The sequence below is a fragment of the Pseudoalteromonas sp. MER144-MNA-CIBAN-0113 genome (assembly GCF_040308965.1).
In the GTDB taxonomy this organism is placed as follows: Bacteria; Pseudomonadota; Gammaproteobacteria; order Enterobacterales; family Alteromonadaceae; genus Pseudoalteromonas; species Pseudoalteromonas tetraodonis.
This window is the reverse complement of the sequence record NZ_JBEOOG010000078.1, coordinates 1-18,665: the sequence shown is the minus strand read 5'-3', so window position 1 is coordinate 18,665 and position 18,665 is coordinate 1. Positions and strand designations below refer to the sequence as shown.

General features: G+C 40.7%; 18 protein-coding genes. 6 read left to right on the top strand and 12 right to left on the bottom strand.

The window, feature by feature from the left end:
- Positions 1-163 precede the first annotated feature (163 nt).
- A complete protein-coding gene (locus AAEY57_RS16200; RefSeq protein ID WP_054202087.1) occupies positions 164-346 on the top strand; it encodes a DUF2986 domain-containing protein in 183 nt (60 codons plus the stop codon).
- A gap of 3 nt (positions 347-349) precedes the next feature.
- Here AAEY57_RS16200 and AAEY57_RS16195 read toward each other — a convergent pair whose 3' ends face one another.
- Complete coding sequence (locus AAEY57_RS16195; protein WP_350608247.1) at positions 350-1,330, bottom strand: TDT family transporter; 981 nt, start codon at positions 1,328-1,330, stop codon at positions 350-352.
- Positions 1,331-1,438: 108 nt separating this feature from the next.
- Here AAEY57_RS16195 and AAEY57_RS16190 point away from each other — a divergent pair, with 108 nt between their 5' ends.
- Positions 1,439-2,320, top strand: a complete 882-nt coding sequence (locus AAEY57_RS16190; protein WP_350608246.1) for a LysR family transcriptional regulator — start codon at positions 1,439-1,441, stop codon at positions 2,318-2,320.
- A 78-nt stretch (positions 2,321-2,398) separates the two neighbouring features.
- Here the strand turns inward: AAEY57_RS16190 and AAEY57_RS16185 are convergent, their stop codons facing one another.
- The 3 genes from AAEY57_RS16185 to AAEY57_RS16175 all read right to left on the bottom strand — a co-directional run bounded on the left by AAEY57_RS16185 (position 2,399) and on the right by AAEY57_RS16175 (position 5,230).
- Positions 2,399-4,525, bottom strand: coding sequence for a TonB-dependent receptor plug domain-containing protein (locus tag AAEY57_RS16185; protein ID WP_350608245.1), 2,127 nt, complete (start codon positions 4,523-4,525; stop codon positions 2,399-2,401).
- Between the two features lie 88 nt (positions 4,526-4,613).
- Positions 4,614-4,811, bottom strand: coding sequence for a helix-turn-helix transcriptional regulator (locus tag AAEY57_RS16180; RefSeq protein ID WP_013464415.1), 198 nt, complete (start codon positions 4,809-4,811; stop codon positions 4,614-4,616).
- On the bottom strand, positions 4,808-5,230 hold the full coding sequence (locus AAEY57_RS16175; RefSeq protein WP_028835426.1) for a hypothetical protein: 423 nt from the start codon (positions 5,228-5,230) through the stop codon (positions 4,808-4,810). The genes AAEY57_RS16180 and AAEY57_RS16175 overlap by 4 nt, the downstream gene beginning before the upstream one ends.
- Before the next feature lie 341 nt (positions 5,231-5,571).
- Here AAEY57_RS16175 and AAEY57_RS16170 point away from each other — a divergent pair, with 341 nt between their 5' ends.
- On the top strand, positions 5,572-6,777 hold the full coding sequence (locus tag AAEY57_RS16170; protein WP_350608244.1) for an MFS transporter: 1,206 nt from the start codon (positions 5,572-5,574) through the stop codon (positions 6,775-6,777).
- Positions 6,778-6,831: 54 nt separating this feature from the next.
- Here the strand turns inward: AAEY57_RS16170 and AAEY57_RS16165 are convergent, their stop codons facing one another.
- Positions 6,832-7,878: an NAD(P)-dependent alcohol dehydrogenase gene (locus AAEY57_RS16165; RefSeq protein WP_350608243.1), complete on the bottom strand. Its 1,047-nt coding sequence runs from the start codon at positions 7,876-7,878 to the stop codon at positions 6,832-6,834.
- Between the two features lie 117 nt (positions 7,879-7,995).
- Complete coding sequence (locus AAEY57_RS16160; protein ID WP_008108625.1) at positions 7,996-8,709, bottom strand: DUF1499 domain-containing protein; 714 nt, start codon at positions 8,707-8,709, stop codon at positions 7,996-7,998.
- A gap of 191 nt (positions 8,710-8,900) precedes the next feature.
- On the opposite strand from AAEY57_RS16160, the gene AAEY57_RS16155 reads away from it, so the two are divergent.
- Positions 8,901-9,122 carry a hypothetical protein gene (locus AAEY57_RS16155; protein ID WP_008108632.1) on the top strand — a complete coding sequence of 74 codons (222 nt, stop codon included), beginning with the start codon at positions 8,901-8,903 and terminating at the stop codon, positions 9,120-9,122.
- Here the strand turns inward: AAEY57_RS16155 and AAEY57_RS16150 are convergent.
- The 6 genes from AAEY57_RS16150 to AAEY57_RS16125 all read right to left on the bottom strand — a co-directional run bounded on the left by AAEY57_RS16150 (position 9,119) and on the right by AAEY57_RS16125 (position 16,023).
- On the bottom strand, positions 9,119-10,684 hold the full coding sequence (locus AAEY57_RS16150) for a sensor domain-containing diguanylate cyclase (RefSeq protein WP_350608242.1): 1,566 nt from the start codon (positions 10,682-10,684) through the stop codon (positions 9,119-9,121). The genes AAEY57_RS16155 and AAEY57_RS16150 overlap by 4 nt on opposite strands.
- Before the next feature lie 56 nt (positions 10,685-10,740).
- Positions 10,741-11,700, bottom strand: coding sequence for a sensor histidine kinase (locus AAEY57_RS16145; protein WP_350608241.1), 960 nt, complete (start codon positions 11,698-11,700; stop codon positions 10,741-10,743).
- Positions 11,693-12,244 (bottom strand): heme NO-binding domain-containing protein, encoded by a 552-nt coding sequence (locus AAEY57_RS16140; RefSeq protein ID WP_013464409.1) that lies wholly within the window; start codon positions 12,242-12,244, stop codon positions 11,693-11,695. The genes AAEY57_RS16145 and AAEY57_RS16140 overlap by 8 nt, the downstream gene beginning before the upstream one ends.
- 220 nt (positions 12,245-12,464) lie before the next feature.
- On the bottom strand, positions 12,465-14,891 hold the full coding sequence (gene hrpB, locus AAEY57_RS16135; RefSeq protein ID WP_350608240.1) for an ATP-dependent helicase HrpB: 2,427 nt from the start codon (positions 14,889-14,891) through the stop codon (positions 12,465-12,467).
- 48 nt (positions 14,892-14,939) lie between these two features.
- A complete protein-coding gene (locus AAEY57_RS16130) occupies positions 14,940-15,356 on the bottom strand; it encodes a flagellar FliJ family protein (protein ID WP_350608239.1) in 417 nt (138 codons plus the stop codon).
- Positions 15,349-16,023, bottom strand: coding sequence for a hypothetical protein (locus tag AAEY57_RS16125; protein WP_350608248.1), 675 nt, complete (start codon positions 16,021-16,023; stop codon positions 15,349-15,351). Before AAEY57_RS16125 ends, AAEY57_RS16130 begins: the two co-directional genes overlap by 8 nt.
- A gap of 36 nt (positions 16,024-16,059) precedes the next feature.
- Here AAEY57_RS16125 and AAEY57_RS16120 point away from each other — a divergent pair, with 36 nt between their 5' ends.
- Together AAEY57_RS16120 and AAEY57_RS16115 are read left to right on the top strand one after the other, a co-directional pair.
- Entirely contained in the window at positions 16,060-16,362 is a 303-nt protein-coding gene (locus AAEY57_RS16120; RefSeq protein ID WP_350608238.1) for a flagellar protein FlgN, read from the top strand.
- A 507-nt stretch (positions 16,363-16,869) separates the two neighbouring features.
- Positions 16,870-18,387 carry a DUF3360 family protein gene (locus AAEY57_RS16115; RefSeq protein ID WP_008464416.1) on the top strand — a complete coding sequence of 506 codons (1,518 nt, stop codon included), beginning with the start codon at positions 16,870-16,872 and terminating at the stop codon, positions 18,385-18,387.
- Positions 18,388-18,665 lie beyond the last annotated feature (278 nt).

Here is an 18,665-nt window from a genome sequence, read left to right as displayed (position 1 = left end):
AAAGAAAATGGCAGGGCTAGACGATGATTATCGCTCAACCCTGTTAGAATCTGGGATTAAAATGCGCTAGCCGTGGCAGACCCACAAGCAAAGCTTATAATTTATCTAACAGCTTTGAACAAGATGCCTGTATAATGCGCAGCTCAAAATTACGAGGTGAATCATGAATCGCAGAAAAAAGATCATTACAAAATTTAATAACAAAGATAAGCGTGCTAATGCCAAGCTGCATAAAAGCAACAAACCGGCTTATGTTTCAAAAGCAGAGCGCGCAAAGCTTGCTGAGCAAGATGCCGAACAAGCAATTGAGCACGCGGCCAACGAAGTAGTGCAAACAAGCGTTTAATTGTTATTGCGATAGGGTGAGAGGCTTAAATTGAGTGTTAAAAAGCTTAAAGTGAGCCAAATAACGAACCGCCACATAGCAAACTACCCCACTTGCCACAATCAGTTCAAACGTTGCTAAATACTGTATTTGTTTAACAAACTGCAAATCAATACCCTCTGCATGCATCCATGCGGCAAGTTTAAATAACGCGGTAGCACCAATGACCATAGGAAAAGTAAACGCAGCGTAACCTGGGCAAAATGGACGGCGCAATAATTTAAAAAATGCGACGTAAATTATAAAGGTCATCAGTACCGCAATTCCAAATAACAAGCCAATAATAACCGGTGACGGCTCGCTGATAACTGTAAAGTAACCAGCTAACGATAAACTTGCTGGCGCCGCTAAAATAGCCAGTGTAGGTTGTGCAGCATCAGGAATGTGCGCAGCAAAAATGATCCGGTAAATCATCATAGGCAACATAACTGCATACATCAGCATGCCAAAATAAAGCGCCCCTTGTGCTAAAAATAGCAGAGCCGGATTCCCTGAAAACGCGACATCGGCAACAATGATCCCAACCGGCGGTACAAACCAGCTTGGCACCATATGCTCAATTTTAAATTCAATCACGCGATGAGCAATAAAGCTTATTAAAGACACCAAATGCAATAAAAATGCACCAACCCAAAGCACATCTCCCGCAAGAGAGTAAAGCTGCCCTAAAGAATTAGACACCACTAAAGTAGCCATAGCAAAAGTAGGCACCACACTTCCCACAAGCGGATGGGCTAAATCGGCTTTAAGCAGCTGAGGATGTAATAAAAACTTAAGTGTTAACAATAGCAATAATACGCTCGCAATAGCGGCACCGGCATATTGTGCTACGCCATTTAGGTTAACCATACTCTCCCAAGCCCAACCTAGGCTGGCAATACCTAATGCCAAACCGCCCATTGGTGTTGGTGCACCAGATACTTTTGTTTTTATATGTTTAAACATCTCTATTCCACCCTGTGGTTGTAACTTACAGAGAAGTTTACGCTTGCATTTTGTTAAGTTAAATCTAATTATATAGAACACACGTTCAGGCAAACTAAACATAGCATAATGAATATTTCACTTAAGCAACTTAAAGTATTTGTAGGCATAACCCAGCACAGCTCCCTTACAGCAGCGTCTGAATCATTGTTTCTATCTAAAGCGGCGGTGAGTATGGCGCTTAGCGAACTTGAAAAGCAGTTAGGCCATCCATTATTTGATCGTGTAAATAATCGCTTATTATTAAATCAAGAAGGGCAAAAACTACTGCCCCTTGCTGATGAACTATTAAATCGGGCAAATACTATCGATGACTTGTTTTTAGACAACGCTCCTGCCAGCGGAACTTTAAAAATTGGTGCCAGCGACACGATTGGTAATCATGTATTGCCTGCTTTGTTAAGCAAATTTAGAGCGCAGCAACAGCATTACTCGCAACAAATACTGATTTCCAATTCGACGCTTATTTGTCAAAAACTTATAGATTACGAGCTCGATATAGCACTTATTGAGGGCCAAGCCCACCAAAGCGATTTAGTCTCTAATGTGTTTAGTCAAGACACCATGTGCATAATTGCGCCGCCATCCCACCTTTTAGCTAAAAAACCACAGCTTAGTTTTAATGACTTAGCAAACAGTCAATGGGTATTAAGAGAGGCCGGCTCTGGCTCACGCTCATTCTTTTTACAAAACCTTGCTACGCATATCGATAATTGGAGTCAAAGCTTTGAGCTCAATACCACAGAGGCATTGATCAACAGCGTTGCAGAAGGGTTAGGGCTGGGGTGTTTATCGTCACTCGCGGCACAGTACGCTTTAAACGATGGCCGCGTTACGCAGCTTAACTTAAACCACTCCATGCAAAGGCAGTTTTGGTTAGTGATGCATAAAGACAAATACAAAAACCCACTGTTAACGCAGTTTATAGAATTTTGTCACAAGCAAACTTAAAAATTAATGGCAATAAACCGTCAGACTCGATTAACCTAAAATCGAATCTGACGGCTGGTACTAACTTACTCTCTCATCTTAAAACGCGTAACTCATGGCTAAATTTATAGAGCGCCCCTGCCCAGCTAATTGATTAAAGCCTTGCGACATATCTTGTTTAAATTCTGCAATACTTACGCCACCTAATGGTAATTCATAATACTCATCAAGCAGGTTGGTAATATCAACACTCACGGTCAATGCATCCCAACTGGCTTTAGAGCTTAAATTAAGTAAATGATACTGCTCAGTTTGGTTTTCTAGGCGGTTGCTATCTACGCGGGTTTTACTATCGACCCACTGCCACGTGAGAGCGTTTTCAAAGCGGCCAACTTGCTGGTTAATCGCTAATTGGGTTTGCAGCGGCTTAATTTGATAAAGCGGCTGATTAGTATCGTCGCGCTTACCACGGGTGTTGCTAATATTAGCTTTTAACGACCAGCTACCATACTGCTTAGACTCATGCAGTGCTAAAACCGCATCTAGCTTTACACCATAAAGCCTGGCATCTACGTTATTAAACATAAGTACATTACGAGTATTGGCAGCAAGCGCTGTGCGGTTAAAGCTTCTTACTCTGTTGACGTCAATATAATCATTTACATCGCTCACCCAAGCGTTAGCACTTATACGCCAGCTGTCGTCTTTTGCCATACGGGTGTACGTGCTGCTAAGCGTGTGTGCGGTTTCTGGTTTAAGGTTTATATTACCAATATAGCCGTTGCCATCGCCGTACCAACCTATCATAGTGGTGGCCATATTACCTACGCCCCAGCTGTAGCGTTCGTATAAATTAGGCGCACGATTTTTACGGGTTAAGCCAATTTGTAACTCGTCATTATTACTTAGTTGATAATTAATCAGCACGTTTGCATCAACTAAATTATCTGTTTGTTTTTTACTTTGGTTATTAAAATTTTTAGCGGCCATTGCATCGCTTGGCATCGCCATGGCCATCGCATTCATTGCAGCCATGCCTGGGTTATATGCTTGCACATCATCAGTGTTGGTCATTACATTTTCAAATCGAATGCCTGCATTTAACCACCAGCGAGTATTTAGTTGGCTTTCATATTCAGCAAGCAAAGCAATACGCTGACGTCGGCCATTATTAATATTTTTATAGTCATTTGGTCCCATCATCATTGAGCCTTCAACCGCAGGCCACCAATCATCAATATTCATATAATGGTACTCTTGGGCGAGTAATAACTGGCTGTTGTTATCAAGCGCTAATCGCCATTTTAACTGAGTGCTTATATCTTCGGCGTCGGTTTTCATTGGCATTTTTCCGGTTTTTTCTGCGCTGAAAAAGCCCATTTCATGCTTTACGCTATGCCAATTTAACTGCGTTTCAAGCTCACTGTTTGTAAAAGCACGCTTATACTGGGCAACAGCGCCATAGCTGGTGTTATCTGTCATATCCATATATTGGTTAGCAAAGCCTTGATAGGGTATTTTTTGATGGCTTAGCTTAATAACTAATTGTTGCTTATCATCGCGCATGGCAGCACTTAAACTATGGTTTTGCGCGCGGTACAGGGTATCGAGCACTAAATCGCCGTTACCATCTTCATAACTGTTAGCATCGCTAAACGCACCTTGATAATTAAAACTGAATACGTCGCTGGCAATGCGCATGCCCGCGCCTACCTTTTTGCCGTTATCTAGCGTATTGTATTGGGCTGATACGTAGCCAGAGTGCCAGCCAAGTTGCTTGCTTTCACTGTACTGAGGTGAAATAGAATTAACCGCGATCACCCCTGCAATATTATCGCCACCGGCGCTTACTGGAGAAATACCCGCAATTACTTTGTAGCTACTAATTTGATTGGCTGAAATATACGACAGTGGCGGGTTCATTTGGTTAGCACAGGCGGCGGTGATTTGCGCCCCATCAACCAGTACCGCCACTCTATCGCCCATTAAACCATTTAAAACAGGTAAGTTAGCCATGCCACCGGCGGCTGAAAAGTCCACACCTAAATCAGTTAATAACGATTCAGATGAACCTAACGATAGGTGTTTGTTTTGTGCTTGACCGTGCACTTCAATAATTTCAATTGAGGCGTCATCTGCAAAGGCAACAGGCGATAGTACGCCACTTATAACAAGTGCCAAAGGCGATAATAAATAGGAGGTTAGGGGATTTTTTTTATCTGTCATTATTGATTTACCACAAAAGTTTTGTGGGTAAATTATACGTGCTGCGGCAAGTTAAAAAGCGCGACATATTGTCGCACTTTGTTAACTTTTAACCCTGTTCGTCATCAAAAATGTCTTCTATTTTAAGTTTAAACAACCTTGCGGCCTTAAAAGCCAGTGGCAAGCTGGGATCGAACTTGCCCTTTTCAATGGCATTAATCGTTTGGCGAGAAACATCCAACAGCTCGGCCAACTTTGCTTGAGTGAAATTATGCTCGGCTCTTAACACTTTTAATCTATTTTTCATTCATCACCTGCGCAATAGTGTTTATTAAGCACATACACACTAATTAAATACACCGCTCCCATTAAAAACATTAAGTCGGGTATTTGCGCTTTAAAATCAATTAAACCACTCAATTGTAAATTGGTGTATGCCAGTCCGCCTACTAACACTGCACCTAAGGTAAACCCCATGGCACTGAGATGTATTTTTTGCATTAATTCATCCATGCCTTGCAAATAGCGCTTGTTGGCTAAAATCATCCCTACGCCAGCAGCCAAATTTATAATAATAAAAAAGCCACTAATTAGCGCTGAACGATCCCAGATTAAAGTGGGGCCAAAGCTGCAAATAGCTAAAGTAAAAAGCCATATTAAGGTCCATTTAGCTAGGTAACTGGTATTTTTAATTTGGCGTTGTTTTAAATTTAATTCTGCTTTCATTGCCTTTATCCTGTTTTTAAAAGTAATGTTTACTTTACAAATATCATTCATGCCTTACAAAAAGTCAAGTTAACATTACATTTTAAATTTAACACTGCTTATTTTTGATTGCGTTAATACTTTGCTGAACTTACTTAACCATCCTTTGGTTGGCTTAAGTTAAATTTTATTCATCTTAAATTATGGTTTAGCCCATGACGAAAGAGAGCTTTTAATTTAAAATGCACGCCTCTTTACTCCTCATTTCCACATTCAACTAAATAAGCGTGTGTGCTTTATTTTTAAACGCACTGGCGTTTAGTTTGTTATTAAATTTTATTTATTATCTTCAAGGATTTTATATGGCCGTTGATACTACATCGCCGTCGGGTCAGCCCAATAGAACCGCTATTTTAATTGTGCTGGCGTTGGGTACTTTTATTTTGGGGTTATCTGAATTTTCTATGATGCCTATGTTGCCATTAATTAGTGAGGCATTTGGCAGTACCCCGTCACAAAGTGGTTATGCTATTAGTGCTTATGCTCTTGGGGTGGTGGTTGGCGCACCCATTTTAATGTTGGCAACGGCAAATATGCGAAAACGACGAGCGCTATTATTATTTTTAAGCTTAATGTGTATTTCAAACAGTTTAAGTGCATTAGCGACCTCGTTAGAACAACTGGTGCTGTTTAGGTTTTTAAGTGGCCTTCCCCATGGCGCTTATTTTGGTGCCGCGTTATTACTGGCCTCTGATATAGCACCGCAAGGAAAACGCGCTAGCTTTATGTCAAAAGTGTTTATGGGCTTAACCATAGCCACTATCGTTGGTGTGCCGGTGGTGACATTGGTTGGGCAAAATCTTAGTTGGCGTTATTGCCTCGCTGCGGCTGGGGTGTTGGCGTTTATTGCCTTTATTTTTGTGTATAACGTGGTGCCTAATGTTAAAAACACCCATACCTCTAACTTACTCAACGAATTAGGGGTGCTAAAAAACAAATTGGTTTGGTCAATATTAGGGATTGTTATTATTGGCTTTGGTGGCGTATTTTGTATTTATACCTATGTGGCCGATACGATCTTAGAGGTCACTCAGAGCGCGCCCTATACAATTTCAATTGCTATGGTGATGTTTGGTATTGGCTCTACGCTCGGTAATTACATGCTAGGTAAAGCTGCCGATAAATCAGCGATAAAAACCACCGGATTTACGCTTGCCTCTACTATTGTTTTTGCATTTGCATATGTAAGTGCCAGCTATAATATTTATCTGCTGTATGCGGTTATATTTTTTATTGGCTGCAGCTTAGGGCTATCAACCTTAGTGCAAACGCTATTAATGGATGTATCACCTAATGGTCACGCCATGATTGGGGCATTAGTGCAGTGTGCGTTTAATATTGCAAATGCTATTGGACCTTGGGTTGGCGGCATTGCTATTGCAAAAGGGGCAGCGCCAAATCAAACAGGCTATGTTGCTGCGGCTTTATTTTTAGGTGGGCTGTTAATGTGGCTGCTTAGTTATATACAAATTAGCGGCAACAAAACTAAACAGGCACAGCCTTGTTAATAAAAACAAAAAGAGCCGCTAAGCGGCTCTTTTTACATTTTACTCTTTAGCGTATTAAACGCTAATAGATGACATATCAATAACAAAACGGTATCGCACATCAGAGCGTTCCATACGCTCATAAGCGGTGTTAATTTCGTCTATGTTGATCATTTCACACTCTGGCAGTACGTTGTGCTCACCACAAAAATCAAGCATTTGCTGTGTTTCTGCAATGCCGCCAATTAAAGAACCAGCCACACGACGACGACCCATTAAAAGAGGAACTGTGTTTAGCTCATCTACTGGGCCTACTTGGCCAACAATCACTAACGTGCCATCAATATCAAGTAGCGGTGTATACAGTGATAGGTCGTGCTTTACCGGTATAGTATCAATGATCACATCAAACGCTGATTGTGCATTTTTCATTTCATCATCGTTGTTCGACACTAAATAGTGCTGTGCACCTAGCTCAATAGCATCTTCTTTTTTAGATTCAGTGCGGCCAATAACCGTAACCGTTGCCCCCATTGCCACGGCATTTTTAACCGCCATATGGCCAAGCCCACCAAGGCCGACAACTGCAACGCGGCTGCCTTTTTTAACACCCCATTTGTGCAGCGGAGAGTAAGTAGTAATGCCAGCGCACAATAAAGGCGCCACTCGCGATAGCTCTAGATTTTTAGGTACTGAAAGCACAAACTCTTCGCGAACTACAACATGCTTAGAGTAGCCACCTTGTGTCATTTCACCGTTTATTCTATCTTTGCCACTGTAAGTGCCAACCATGCCTTCACGACAAAATTGCTCTTCGTGATTATGACATTGGTCGCAGCTTTGACATGAGTCAACCATACAGCCTACAGCAACGGTATCGCCTTGCTGATATTTAGTAACATCGCTACCAACCGAAATTACTTTACCAACAATTTCGTGCCCTGGTACTAATGGGTATTTACTGCCACCCCAATCGTTTCGCACTGCGTGTAAGTCTGAATGACAGACACCACAATATAAAATCTCTATTGCTACATCGTTATTTCGTAAATCGCGGCGCTCAAAAGAAAACTCTGTAAGTTCAGAACCTTGGCTTTTTGCTGCATATCCGACTGTTTTCATAATAACTCCATAGTTTATTAAAATTTATAACTCACACAGTATGCATTATCAGCTCTGAACATGAACTGACGTAGCAACTGCAAAAAACCCAGCATAATGCTGGGCTATTTTTATCAATTACTGCACCACAACGGCGTTTAACTCGTCAATCAGAGCTTTAATACGCTGGGCATTTTTGCCTAAATCGCTTTTACCAATGCGAGATTTACTGCGTATGTCTACCACACGCTTACTGCCTTTGTCGTTAATACGCACGACAACATCATCTTTAAAGCCAAACCAGGTTGTGGTGTCTGTGGCTTCAACAATACCATTATTAACATCACTATTAACCAGTTCCCAACCAAGGTTTTCAATGGCTTTTGTTGTGGCTGCCACTAACTCTAGTTGCGTTTGGTTGTACTCGAGCGGTTTTAGCTCTGGGTATGCTTTTCGTTGTTGCGCTGCAGTTTCTTCACCCGCGTAAGCAACAGGGTTGGGTGCATCAGCACGCAAAGGCACAACCGCAACAAACTCAGGTGGGTTAATTAAATCGGTAGAAATATCATGAATTGGCGGAACACTTTTTGCGGTATTCATCATGTTAAGCGGCATTGCAATAGCAACAGCTGCAAAAATAACCGTGATCACTGCACTGGCTAGGCTTACTGTTTTACGCATGAATAGCACTTGAACTAATAATAAGGCTAATGCTGCCCCACCAACATACACGCCTAATCTAAAACCAGCAAAGGCAGTGCCTAGTTCAACAATATTAAATTTATAAAGGGGTCCTGGTAGCACCACCATTAAAAAAGCGATAAGCCCAACTAAGGTCACTAAATGTTTCATTGCCTACTCCGTTATTGTTATATGGTTATTGTTTTTTAAACAGCTTTATACTGTTAACACTCCAATTTAGATTACTATGACCGATAAGTATCTATAAAGTCATAATTTATTGCTCTTTTAAAGTAGATAACTTGACTCCTTGGTAAAAATCAACAAACTACGGGGGTAAAATTATCAGGGTATTATTATTTATGAAAACAGAGATTAGTTACCGATTTGAGTCATCACAAGTGGCTAACCGCTTTTTACACGAATTAAAAGATTGGCCAGTCAATGACGTAAAAACACGCCTTTTCAATGGCGGCGACAGCGTTAAAGTAAGCTACGAATATGATGAAAGCGGATTTGATTATACCGTTGCCGAACTTGATGATTTAGCTGAGCAACACGGCGGGCAAGAGGTATCGAGTTAAATCGACTTAAACCTAATCTGGTTACGTCCCTCTTTTTTTGCTTGATACAATAACTCATCTGCTGTTTTAATCACCGATTTAGGTTGTATATTTTGCTCAATTATACTGTTTGCATTGATACTCACGCAGCCAATACTAATAGTTAGCTGATTTTGTATATCAGAGCCAATATGATCAATATGTAAATCAATAATGGCGTTTAACAACAAGTTTGATACCTCAACACCTTGTTCATCACTGAGTCGATTAAATAAAAGAATAAACTCTTCGCCACCGTAACGAGCTGCCACCCCCTGATAAAGCAACGCTGTTTTATTTAAAACATTAGCCACTTTTTGCAGTGCGGCATCACCCGCTTGATGGCCATACACATCATTAAATTGTTTAAAGAAATCCACATCAACCAGTAATATCGTTAAAGTACTACGCTCATTTTTTGCTTCGCTCCACTGCTGATCAAATATTTCATCAAATGCACGACGATTAAATAAATGAGTGAGCCCATCTATTTTACTAATTCTCTCAAGCTCTTTATTTTTTTCACTTATTTGCATAAACAAAGCGTTAAAACCTTTAATCAGAACTTGCAGCTCTAAAAACTGATTACTCATTCTTAATGGGCTTAACGTGTTACGAAGTAGCATTTTATTTAATGCCTCAGCTCCGCTTATTAAAGGACGAATAAAATAACGATTAATAATAAATAAGCCCAGCAACGAAATAAGCAAAAACATTAATAGTGTTAACAACAAATCACGGTCTAATAAAGTAGGTAGTTGTTGATGATAATGTTTAATATCTATCAGCATAAGTGGCTCATTATTAATGTCGAGTAACACTCTTCGCCTTTGAGTAGCAATTTTACCGCCTTGTAAGCTACCCGTTAATTTTTTTAGGTGCGTATCAAACTGTCCATCGGCTGGAATAGAGTGGGTAAGGTCAACCTGTGACACACTGGCAATTTTTTGTATAAACGATGGGCGTACTTTTCTTATAAAAACCATAGCGCCAATTTGTTCACCCGTGTTATTGGTTTTTCTGATCATATGAGATGCAAACATCACTGGTCCATATTGCGTTTTTAAAAAACCAGAATGTTGTAAGCTGTTATTTTGTGGGGTGATATAGTTGAGAGGTAAAATTGATTTATTTTTTTTGTGTGTTTGTAAGTTAAATTCAGGGGCATCAAAATCATTAACTTGTACATAATTATGTGTTTTAGAGTAAACCAAATTAAAGTTCATATCATAAATAAATACGCCATCAATTTTCAACGATTTAAAGGTATCATCAACAAAGTTTGAGCTAATGTAACGAGAGCCTAGCGTTTGTAAAAACTCATAACTATCGTCCCACACAGCGTAATCATAATTTAGCGTTTTTAAAAATACAAACTCACGGTCTAAGGCAATTTTTACGCTTAGTAACTCTCTGTTTTGGTAATCTTCAATACTTTGCTCAATGTTAGGTAAACTAAAAAAGTAGCGATAACCAACTAGTAAACCAGTGACCATGGTCATTAAAATTAATATGCTTGTTATTACAAAGTATCTAAGTGACATAAGCTCTGCATTTTAGTATTTTAGGTACAGCTGCATGTAAGCTTTAAGTTTAAAGCTTACATGCACTTTGTTGAAATAGGTATTACACAACGTATTAAAGACCCCTTATTAACTTCACTTTCAACCTCTATAGTTCCGTTGTGCTCTTTAAGTATGTTGTAAACTATAGCCATTCCCATACCAGTGCCTTGGCCTACGGGTTTAGTAGTAAAGAAAGGATCGAATATTTGTTTTAGTGTGTCGCCATCCATCCCACAGCCGTTATCTGCCACCTCAATATAAATATTATTTTTATTAGCAAACAGCTTAATGGTGATTTTTCCCTGCTGATCGAACTGGCTATCACAGGCGTGTTTCGCATTAATTAATAAGTTTACAAATACTTGTTTCATCGATGATAAATTACACTGTGTTAAAGGTATTTTTTCTATATGTAACTCTATAGCACACGTTCCTAACTGGTTGTCGAGTAGTTTTAGTGTGCCATTGAGTGATTCTGTAATATCTGCCATTGCAGTTACGTTGTCTTTTAGGCTTGCAAAGTCGACAAGGTTACTAACAATATGAGCGATACGCTCTAATCCCTCTTGGGTATCATCAACTAAGTCATCAATATCGTCCACAATAAAGCTTAAATCGTTCTCTTGATTGAGCTGAACTAAAATAGACTCCAACTGCGATACTGAAATCGATTTATCTACAAATTTTTGAGCCGCCGTCATTAACGACACCAGCACGGGCTTTATAAATTTTATACTTTCTACATTACTGGTTATATAAGCAAGCGGGTTATTTATTTCGTGGGCCATCCCAGCAGAGAGTGTCCCTAGCGTGGCCATTTTTTCACTTTGCATTAAGGTTATTTGTTGGTTTTTAACCGTTTCGAGCTTTTCTTCCAGCTCTTGATTAACAATAAACAATGCCCGTGTTTTGTCTTCTAGTAGGGTTTCTAATTGATCTCTGGCTGATTTTTCGCGCAAATACGCTTTTTTATAATTGTAGTCGTCTTCAGCCATGGGGAGTCTCATATTTTATTTCAATTAAACACGAATCAAACCCATCATGCATACACTGGGCATGATTAAGTTTAGCATCAACCCCATAATGAGCCGCAGCACCAAAAATAAGCCCTTCGGCGCACATACAAAGCTGTCGCTTAGAGTTGTAACGCATTAAAATAAACCCGTCTTCAATAATTTGGGCGTCAATTTCAGGTAAATTAGGCTCATGATAAAGCTTAGCTACTTCAACATGAATTACTTTATCAATACCAATAATGAGATCAGCAAAACAATTAAAGTTAGCAACAATGCTTGGATGACGTGCCTTTAAGTGAGAAAATAAATACTCTCCAAAGGCCTTTAATACCTCTGGCATAGACATAGAAAGTGCAGTGGCTACATCTTGGGCTAAACCAACTATTTCTTCATCTGGATAACTTTCTGCAGAAATATAAACACGACCCTCCGGTGCATTTTTTTCAAGTAAGTCGTCCCATGCAGCCATGCCACATTTTTCAATAACCAGTGCTTCAAGCCCTCTAAAGATAACGCCTTTCATGCATCTTCCCTCTATTATCACTTTTAGATTGTTAGCTGCATCTTCAATTAGTTACAAACGCTTGCTACCTTACTGCTCATATGTACACTAGGGTAATAAGTCTTACCCAGTAAAATATCAGCATTAAAGTAATAATAGTTTAGTCGCTTGTAAAACGCCCAAAAATGTTCGTTATTTGTATGGTCAACGTTTAACATTAAGTGACATTAAGGAAGCGTGATCACATTCTGCTTTTTACTCTATTGGTGGCAACGCTATTGGCAGGATCGTCTGGCCAAAAATGTTTGGGGTAGCGCCCTTTCATCTCTTTTTGTACCTCGCGGTAACTACTATTCCAAAAATGTGCTAAGTCTTGGGTTAACTGTAATGAACGCTTGCCTGGCGATAACAACTCCATTAGCAATGCTAATTTACCGTTAGCTAGCATAGGTGTACTGGTTAAACCATATACCTCTTGCATGCGCACACTAAGCTTGGCAGGTCCATCAAGTTGGTATTCAATTTTTATGTTAGAGCCACTTGGTACTGTTAGTCGCAGTGGGAGTAAAGATTTTAGCTCGCTTTGCTGTTGCCAATTAAAACAGTTTTGTAGTGCCTCAAAATAATTAAACTTTTTAAGTTGCTCAAGGGTTTTAATATCTTCAAGGTATACTCCTAACCAATCACCTGCTGTTTCAATGAGCTGCTGCTGATTAATAACAGGAAACTGTTCTGGCATCAATTTGCTGGCTAGGCACATTCTAATAAGTAACTGCTCACTTTCTTTTTGCTCGTAAAACAGTGAAAAGCCCTGCTTGGCAAACACACTAAGCCATGCCTTGGCACGCTCTGTTTTATCAAGCTTATGTTTACTTGGTTGGCTGCTAAGGGTAATTTCTCCAAGTTTTACTTCATCTTGATGAATAAACCTAGCAGCTTTTTCATCAAACTCGCAGCGGGTCAACTCAGTGAATAAATGCGGTAAATACTCTTTAAGTGCTACTGGATTTAGCGCCGTGGCCGCAAAAACTCGCCCGCCTTTGTGTCCGCCCATACTGGCAATAGCTATATATTCGTCATTATGCCAGTAGTCAGGGTTTAGCTCGGCGCCTGCGCCATTAGCAAGTAAGTAGCCATTACCGCGTTTTTTAGCGATGCGATCTGGATAGCCAAGCGACACTAATAAGCTTAAATGATCGGTGTTTAAGTCTGTTTTGCTGTCGGTAAATTTTAAGCGTTTTAACCAATAATTTAATTGCTGCTTAAACACCGGATGTGGTCGTTGTTGTTGACTATGCAGTGCTAGGTTGAGCTCATTGGCAGTGTTAACTCGGCTTTCTAGTAAGGCCACTAAATAAATAGCTAAGCGATAAACCCCACTTAACCGTGGCTCTAACATTTGCGCTTTTAATAACATATGCGCTAAGCGAATATCGGCACCAAAGCCCAACATTTTACTGCCCAGCGTGGTGAGCTTACCGTTACTATCTATGGCTTCAAGCATAGATAATAAATTAGTAGCTTGGCTGCATTGTTGCTCACTCGGCGGGTCAAGTAAGGTGAGTTCACTAATGCTTGCGCCCCACTGCTTTGCCTCAAGCATCAGTTGGCTAATATCTGAGGTAAGAATATCAGGGTTATCGTGGCTGTTTCGTCTCTCAAAAGTTTGTTTTGAACCTAACCGGTACACAACCCCTGGTTCTATTCGTCCTGCACGCCCTGCGCGTTGTACTGCCGATGAACGCGATATACTTTGCGTAGTAAGCTCAGTCACACCAGTTTTTAAATTAAAGCTGGCTGCACGGCGCTTGCCGCTATCAACAACAATTCTAATACCTTCAATGGTTAAACTTGTTTCGGCAACATTGGTCGTTAATACTACTTTTCGCATCCCTTGAGGCGCAGGTGAAATTGCAGCTTGTTGATTAGCTTTATCTTGTTCGCCAAATAATGTGGCAACAATACAATTACTGGGCAAGTCGCTCAGCGCTTGCTGCACTCGCAGTATTTCACGCTGGCCGGGTAAAAATACCAGCGCACTGCCGGTTTGCTCATTGAGTGCTTGTTTTATAATAGCGGGGATGGCATCAAGCCAGCGGCTTTCATCTTTTATTGGGCAATATATTTCGTCAATGGGGTAACTTCGCCCGCTTGACTGAATAACTGGGCAATTAAAAAATGCGGTATAACGATCGCTATCGAGGGTGGCCGACATCAGCATAATGGTTAAATCTTCACGTAGCGCCGCTTGCGATTCTAAAGCAAAAGCCAGCGCGGTATCTGCTGCGATAGAGCGCTCATGAAACTCATCAAAAATCAGTAAATCAACATCACTGAGCTCAGGGTCATTTTGTAACATGCGTGTCAGCATGCCTTCGGTGACTATTTCAAGGCGCGTGTTCGCACTTACTTTACTCTCACCTCGCACCCGTAAACCAACACTTTGTCCAAGGAATTCGTTTTGGCATTGGGCTAGGTAATTGGCAATATTACGTGCAGCTAAGCGCCGAGGCTCCAACATCACTATGTGTTTATAATGCCCATCGCGCATAAGCTGTAATGGCAACCACGTTGATTTACCTGCACCAGGCGGCGCTTGCAGTAAGGTGATTGAGTTGGCTTTTAATGCATCAATGAGTGAGTTATATATTTCTTGAACCGGCAGCACGCTATTTACCCTAAATTACTTTGCCGCCATTGTAGCAAAAATTAGCAGTTATTTATGTAGGGTACGACTATGTGCTTGGCTGACCATTTCATCTAATATTTTAGCTTCTTGTTGCTGCGCTTGGCTTTGAAAAGCGCGGTGCCTGTTGCTTACTATCCCTTCTATGCCTTTGGTAAAGCTCATTTGCTTAAAACAAGCTTGCTGTTGACGTAATTCATCTTGCTGTGAATCATTAATCCGCGCTTGTTGCTGCGCTGACAAACCAGACAAAATGCGTTTCATCCCTGATAAATTTTGTAAGCTTAGCGCCGAGCTCATTTGCTGGTTTTTATCCATACTGTTTATGTGCTGCTGTAGCTGCGATAGTCGCTGCTGCTCTAAGTTACTTCTTTGTTGTAATTGAGTTTGCTCGGCCAGCATTTTATCTAATTTTTGTTGTTGTAATCCTAAAAATTTATTAAGCATTCAGTTCACCCATCACTGCATTTAACTGATTCACTGACTGTGAGAAATCCACTTGTTCGTTCAATCCTTGGCATAAAAATGATTCGATTTTTGGATACAAATTTACCGCACTGTCGAGTTCCGGATCTTTACCTGCCTGATACGCCCCTAAAGGTATAAGCTCATGTACTTGCATATAGCGGCTATAAAGTTTTTTCAATTTATAACAAAAGCTCAATTGCTCATCGCTCACTATATTTGGCATCACTCGACTAATCGATGAACCAATATTAATGGCCGGATAGTGGCCCTTTTCGGCTAATGTGCGATCCAATACTATATGGCCATCAAGAATTGCTCGGGCATTATCGGCTATTGGGTCTTGTTGATCATCCCCCTCAGCTAATACCGTATAAATGGCGGTCATGCTGCCTTTGCTTTTTTCACTATTACCGGAGCTTTCAACCAACTGGGTTAATTTACTAAATACCGATGGCGGGTATCCTTTGGATGCAGGCAGCTCACCTACCGATAAACCAATTTCTCGCTGTGCTTGCGCATAACGGGTTAATGAGTCCATCAACAGCAATACATTTGAATTTTTATCTCTAAAATAGGCCGCCAATTTATGGCTAAGCTCGGCCGCTTTAATACGCAATAAGGGAGAATCGTCTGCAGGGGATGCTATTACAATGGCTTTTTTTAAGCCTTCTTTACCAAGGCTTTGCTCAATAAAAAAATGCTCGGCTTTTTAGAAAGCTTAAATGAATCGCACAACCAGCGCGATGGCTTTTTGGTGAGTTTAGGCCTGCAAGGTGGCAAAGAAGGCTTAGCACAATTAACCGCGTTGCTGCCTGCTGATATAAACTCGCTCACTACAAAATTATTACACCAGCTTGAGCTAAAAACTAAAACCTGCAAAATAATGAATGAACGCTCAGGGCAATTACTGTCAAGCCAACGTCGGTTGTTACAGCGTTTAACTGGCGGTGAAAACAAACAAGCGTACCCAGAAATGCCTTTATAAATACGTTACATAAAGGCTTTTCCTTGTTTAGTCACTTTGCGCCATATTTTTACTTTACTCCTATTATTACCTTTTAAAACCCTATCTTGAGTCCAAAAATAGTTATTCCGCTAAAACTTAGTATTATTAGCTTTTGTGCAACTTTGCGGCTAATTGTATTTATAATAAGCAAACAGCGGCTAACGTCACCTTTATTAGACTAAAGAATGATTGCTGCTGAACCTGCTGATTTTATGACCTTTTCGCTATTCTGCATGACAAGATCACACTGTAAAAACAAAACAATAAACCACTGAATTTAAAGATCTTTTAAATTTAACAAGCCAGTTACAATTAATCCCTTTGCTATTTTTGTTAACACTTACAAAGCGTTAAACTGGGCTATGCACGACCTTTTGCCTAATTACAATCTGTAGCAAGCTGTTTTACCCTGCGCACTCAACGTTCATTTGCTTTGTAAAAGCTGTATTTTTATTTTGAGTTAGCAACTAAGTTGCAGGAGAAGTCATGACCACCAAGCCGCTAGATGATAATTCATCTGATGCTATACCAGGAGCGGATACTCAAACCGTGTCCGATAGCTATGAAAATCTTCATAAGCCCAGCTCTGAGTTTGAAAGCCGCGACGCTTACCTAGAGCACGAGCTGCAAATTATGCAGCCAAAACGCTGGCGTCCAAATTTACCATTTAGAGATTATCGCTTTGAATTTGAAGACACCATTCCAGCGATGGCCGCTACTATAGGTAAAGTAGTCATGGTTGCAGCCATTGCTGCCACTTTTGCAGGCCCTTTGGGGTTGAGTGATGGCTTTGTACTTGAAAACGTACGCTACGAACTTTTAATTGTTTCGTTATTTATTTTACTATTTTCTGGCTTTATTTTACCGACCGCTAACTTAGCCGGTACTCATGGCCCACTCATTCCATTAATTCCTATTGTGGTTGCCGCGGGCGGACACCCTATGGCCTTTGGTTTACTCATAGGTGCCTTTGGATTGATATTAGCATTTAGTAAAGGCGGCAGTCTCATGGCCAAGCTCACCAGTAAAGGGGTGTGTGGTGGCCTACTCCTCTATTTAGGCTTTGTGGGTACCATTTCTCAGGTTAAAAAACTATTTGCATGGGCTGAAGAAATTCAAATGACCCATATTGCTTTTATCGTAATCTTAGCCACAATTTTACTTTATGCTTTATTGGAGCATTACAAAAAACGCTGGTTAGCCGTGCCACTGAGCTGTTTAATTGGTGGTTTTACTGCTTTTGCATTGGGCGCACCGTTTGAGTTTCATACCGCACCGGGCTTACCAAACATGAACCCTATGTACTGGTGGGGGGAAAACACTGGTTGGATGCTTGGTTTACCAACCGCTGAAAGCTTTGTAGTTGTACTTCCTTTTGCAGTTTTAGCGGTTGCTATGTGGTCGCCTGACTTTTTAGGCCATCAAGTCTTTCAAAAAATTAGTTACCCAGAGCGTACTGAAAAAGTACAAATGAATATCGACGATACCATGCTTAGTGCATCAACAAGACAAACCTTTGGCTCGCTATTAGGCGGTGCTAACTTTGCGTCATCTTGGGGCACTTACATTGTTCCTGCTGCTATTGCAAAACGCCCTATTCCTGCAGGCGCTATTTTAACTGCGTTATTTTGTATTATCGCGGGTGTTTGGGGCTATCCAATGGACTTAGCTATTTGGCAGCCAGTATTATGTGTTGCCTTAATTGTAGGGGTGTTTATTCCACTACTTGAAGCGGGTATGGAAATGACCCGTGAAGGTAAAACCACCCAATCAGCCGCCATTGTGGTGTTTGCATCAAGCCTAGTAAACCCTGCATTTGGTTGGTCACTAACTATGCTACTTGATAACTTGGGCCTTATTGGCTGTAAAGAAAGAAGCGCTGATTTATCGCGAATGAGTCGCTGGGTCATCCCACTTATAATGTTTGTATTATTAACCGGTGTAATGGCACTGGTAGGCATGCTGCCAGGCATTCCTGCGCTAATGCCTAGCTTTAGACATTAATTCCTTTATTAAACAGCAAAGCGAGCTTTAATAGCTCGCTTTTTTATTGTACTTATAAAAAACCAGCACAGTGTCCCTGCAATAACCCCCCCTGAAATAACAGTCCCTGAAATAATTACAAGCCACCCTGCAGAATTTTTATAAAGCTCGCCACCAGCAAAAAGAACTTACGCATCAAAAAAACATAACCAATTGATATATTGCGTATTCCGGTGATGGTGAACACCGATTCCGGTTTTATCGTGAACACTTAAATTCCACGCATTGGGTTCATGACA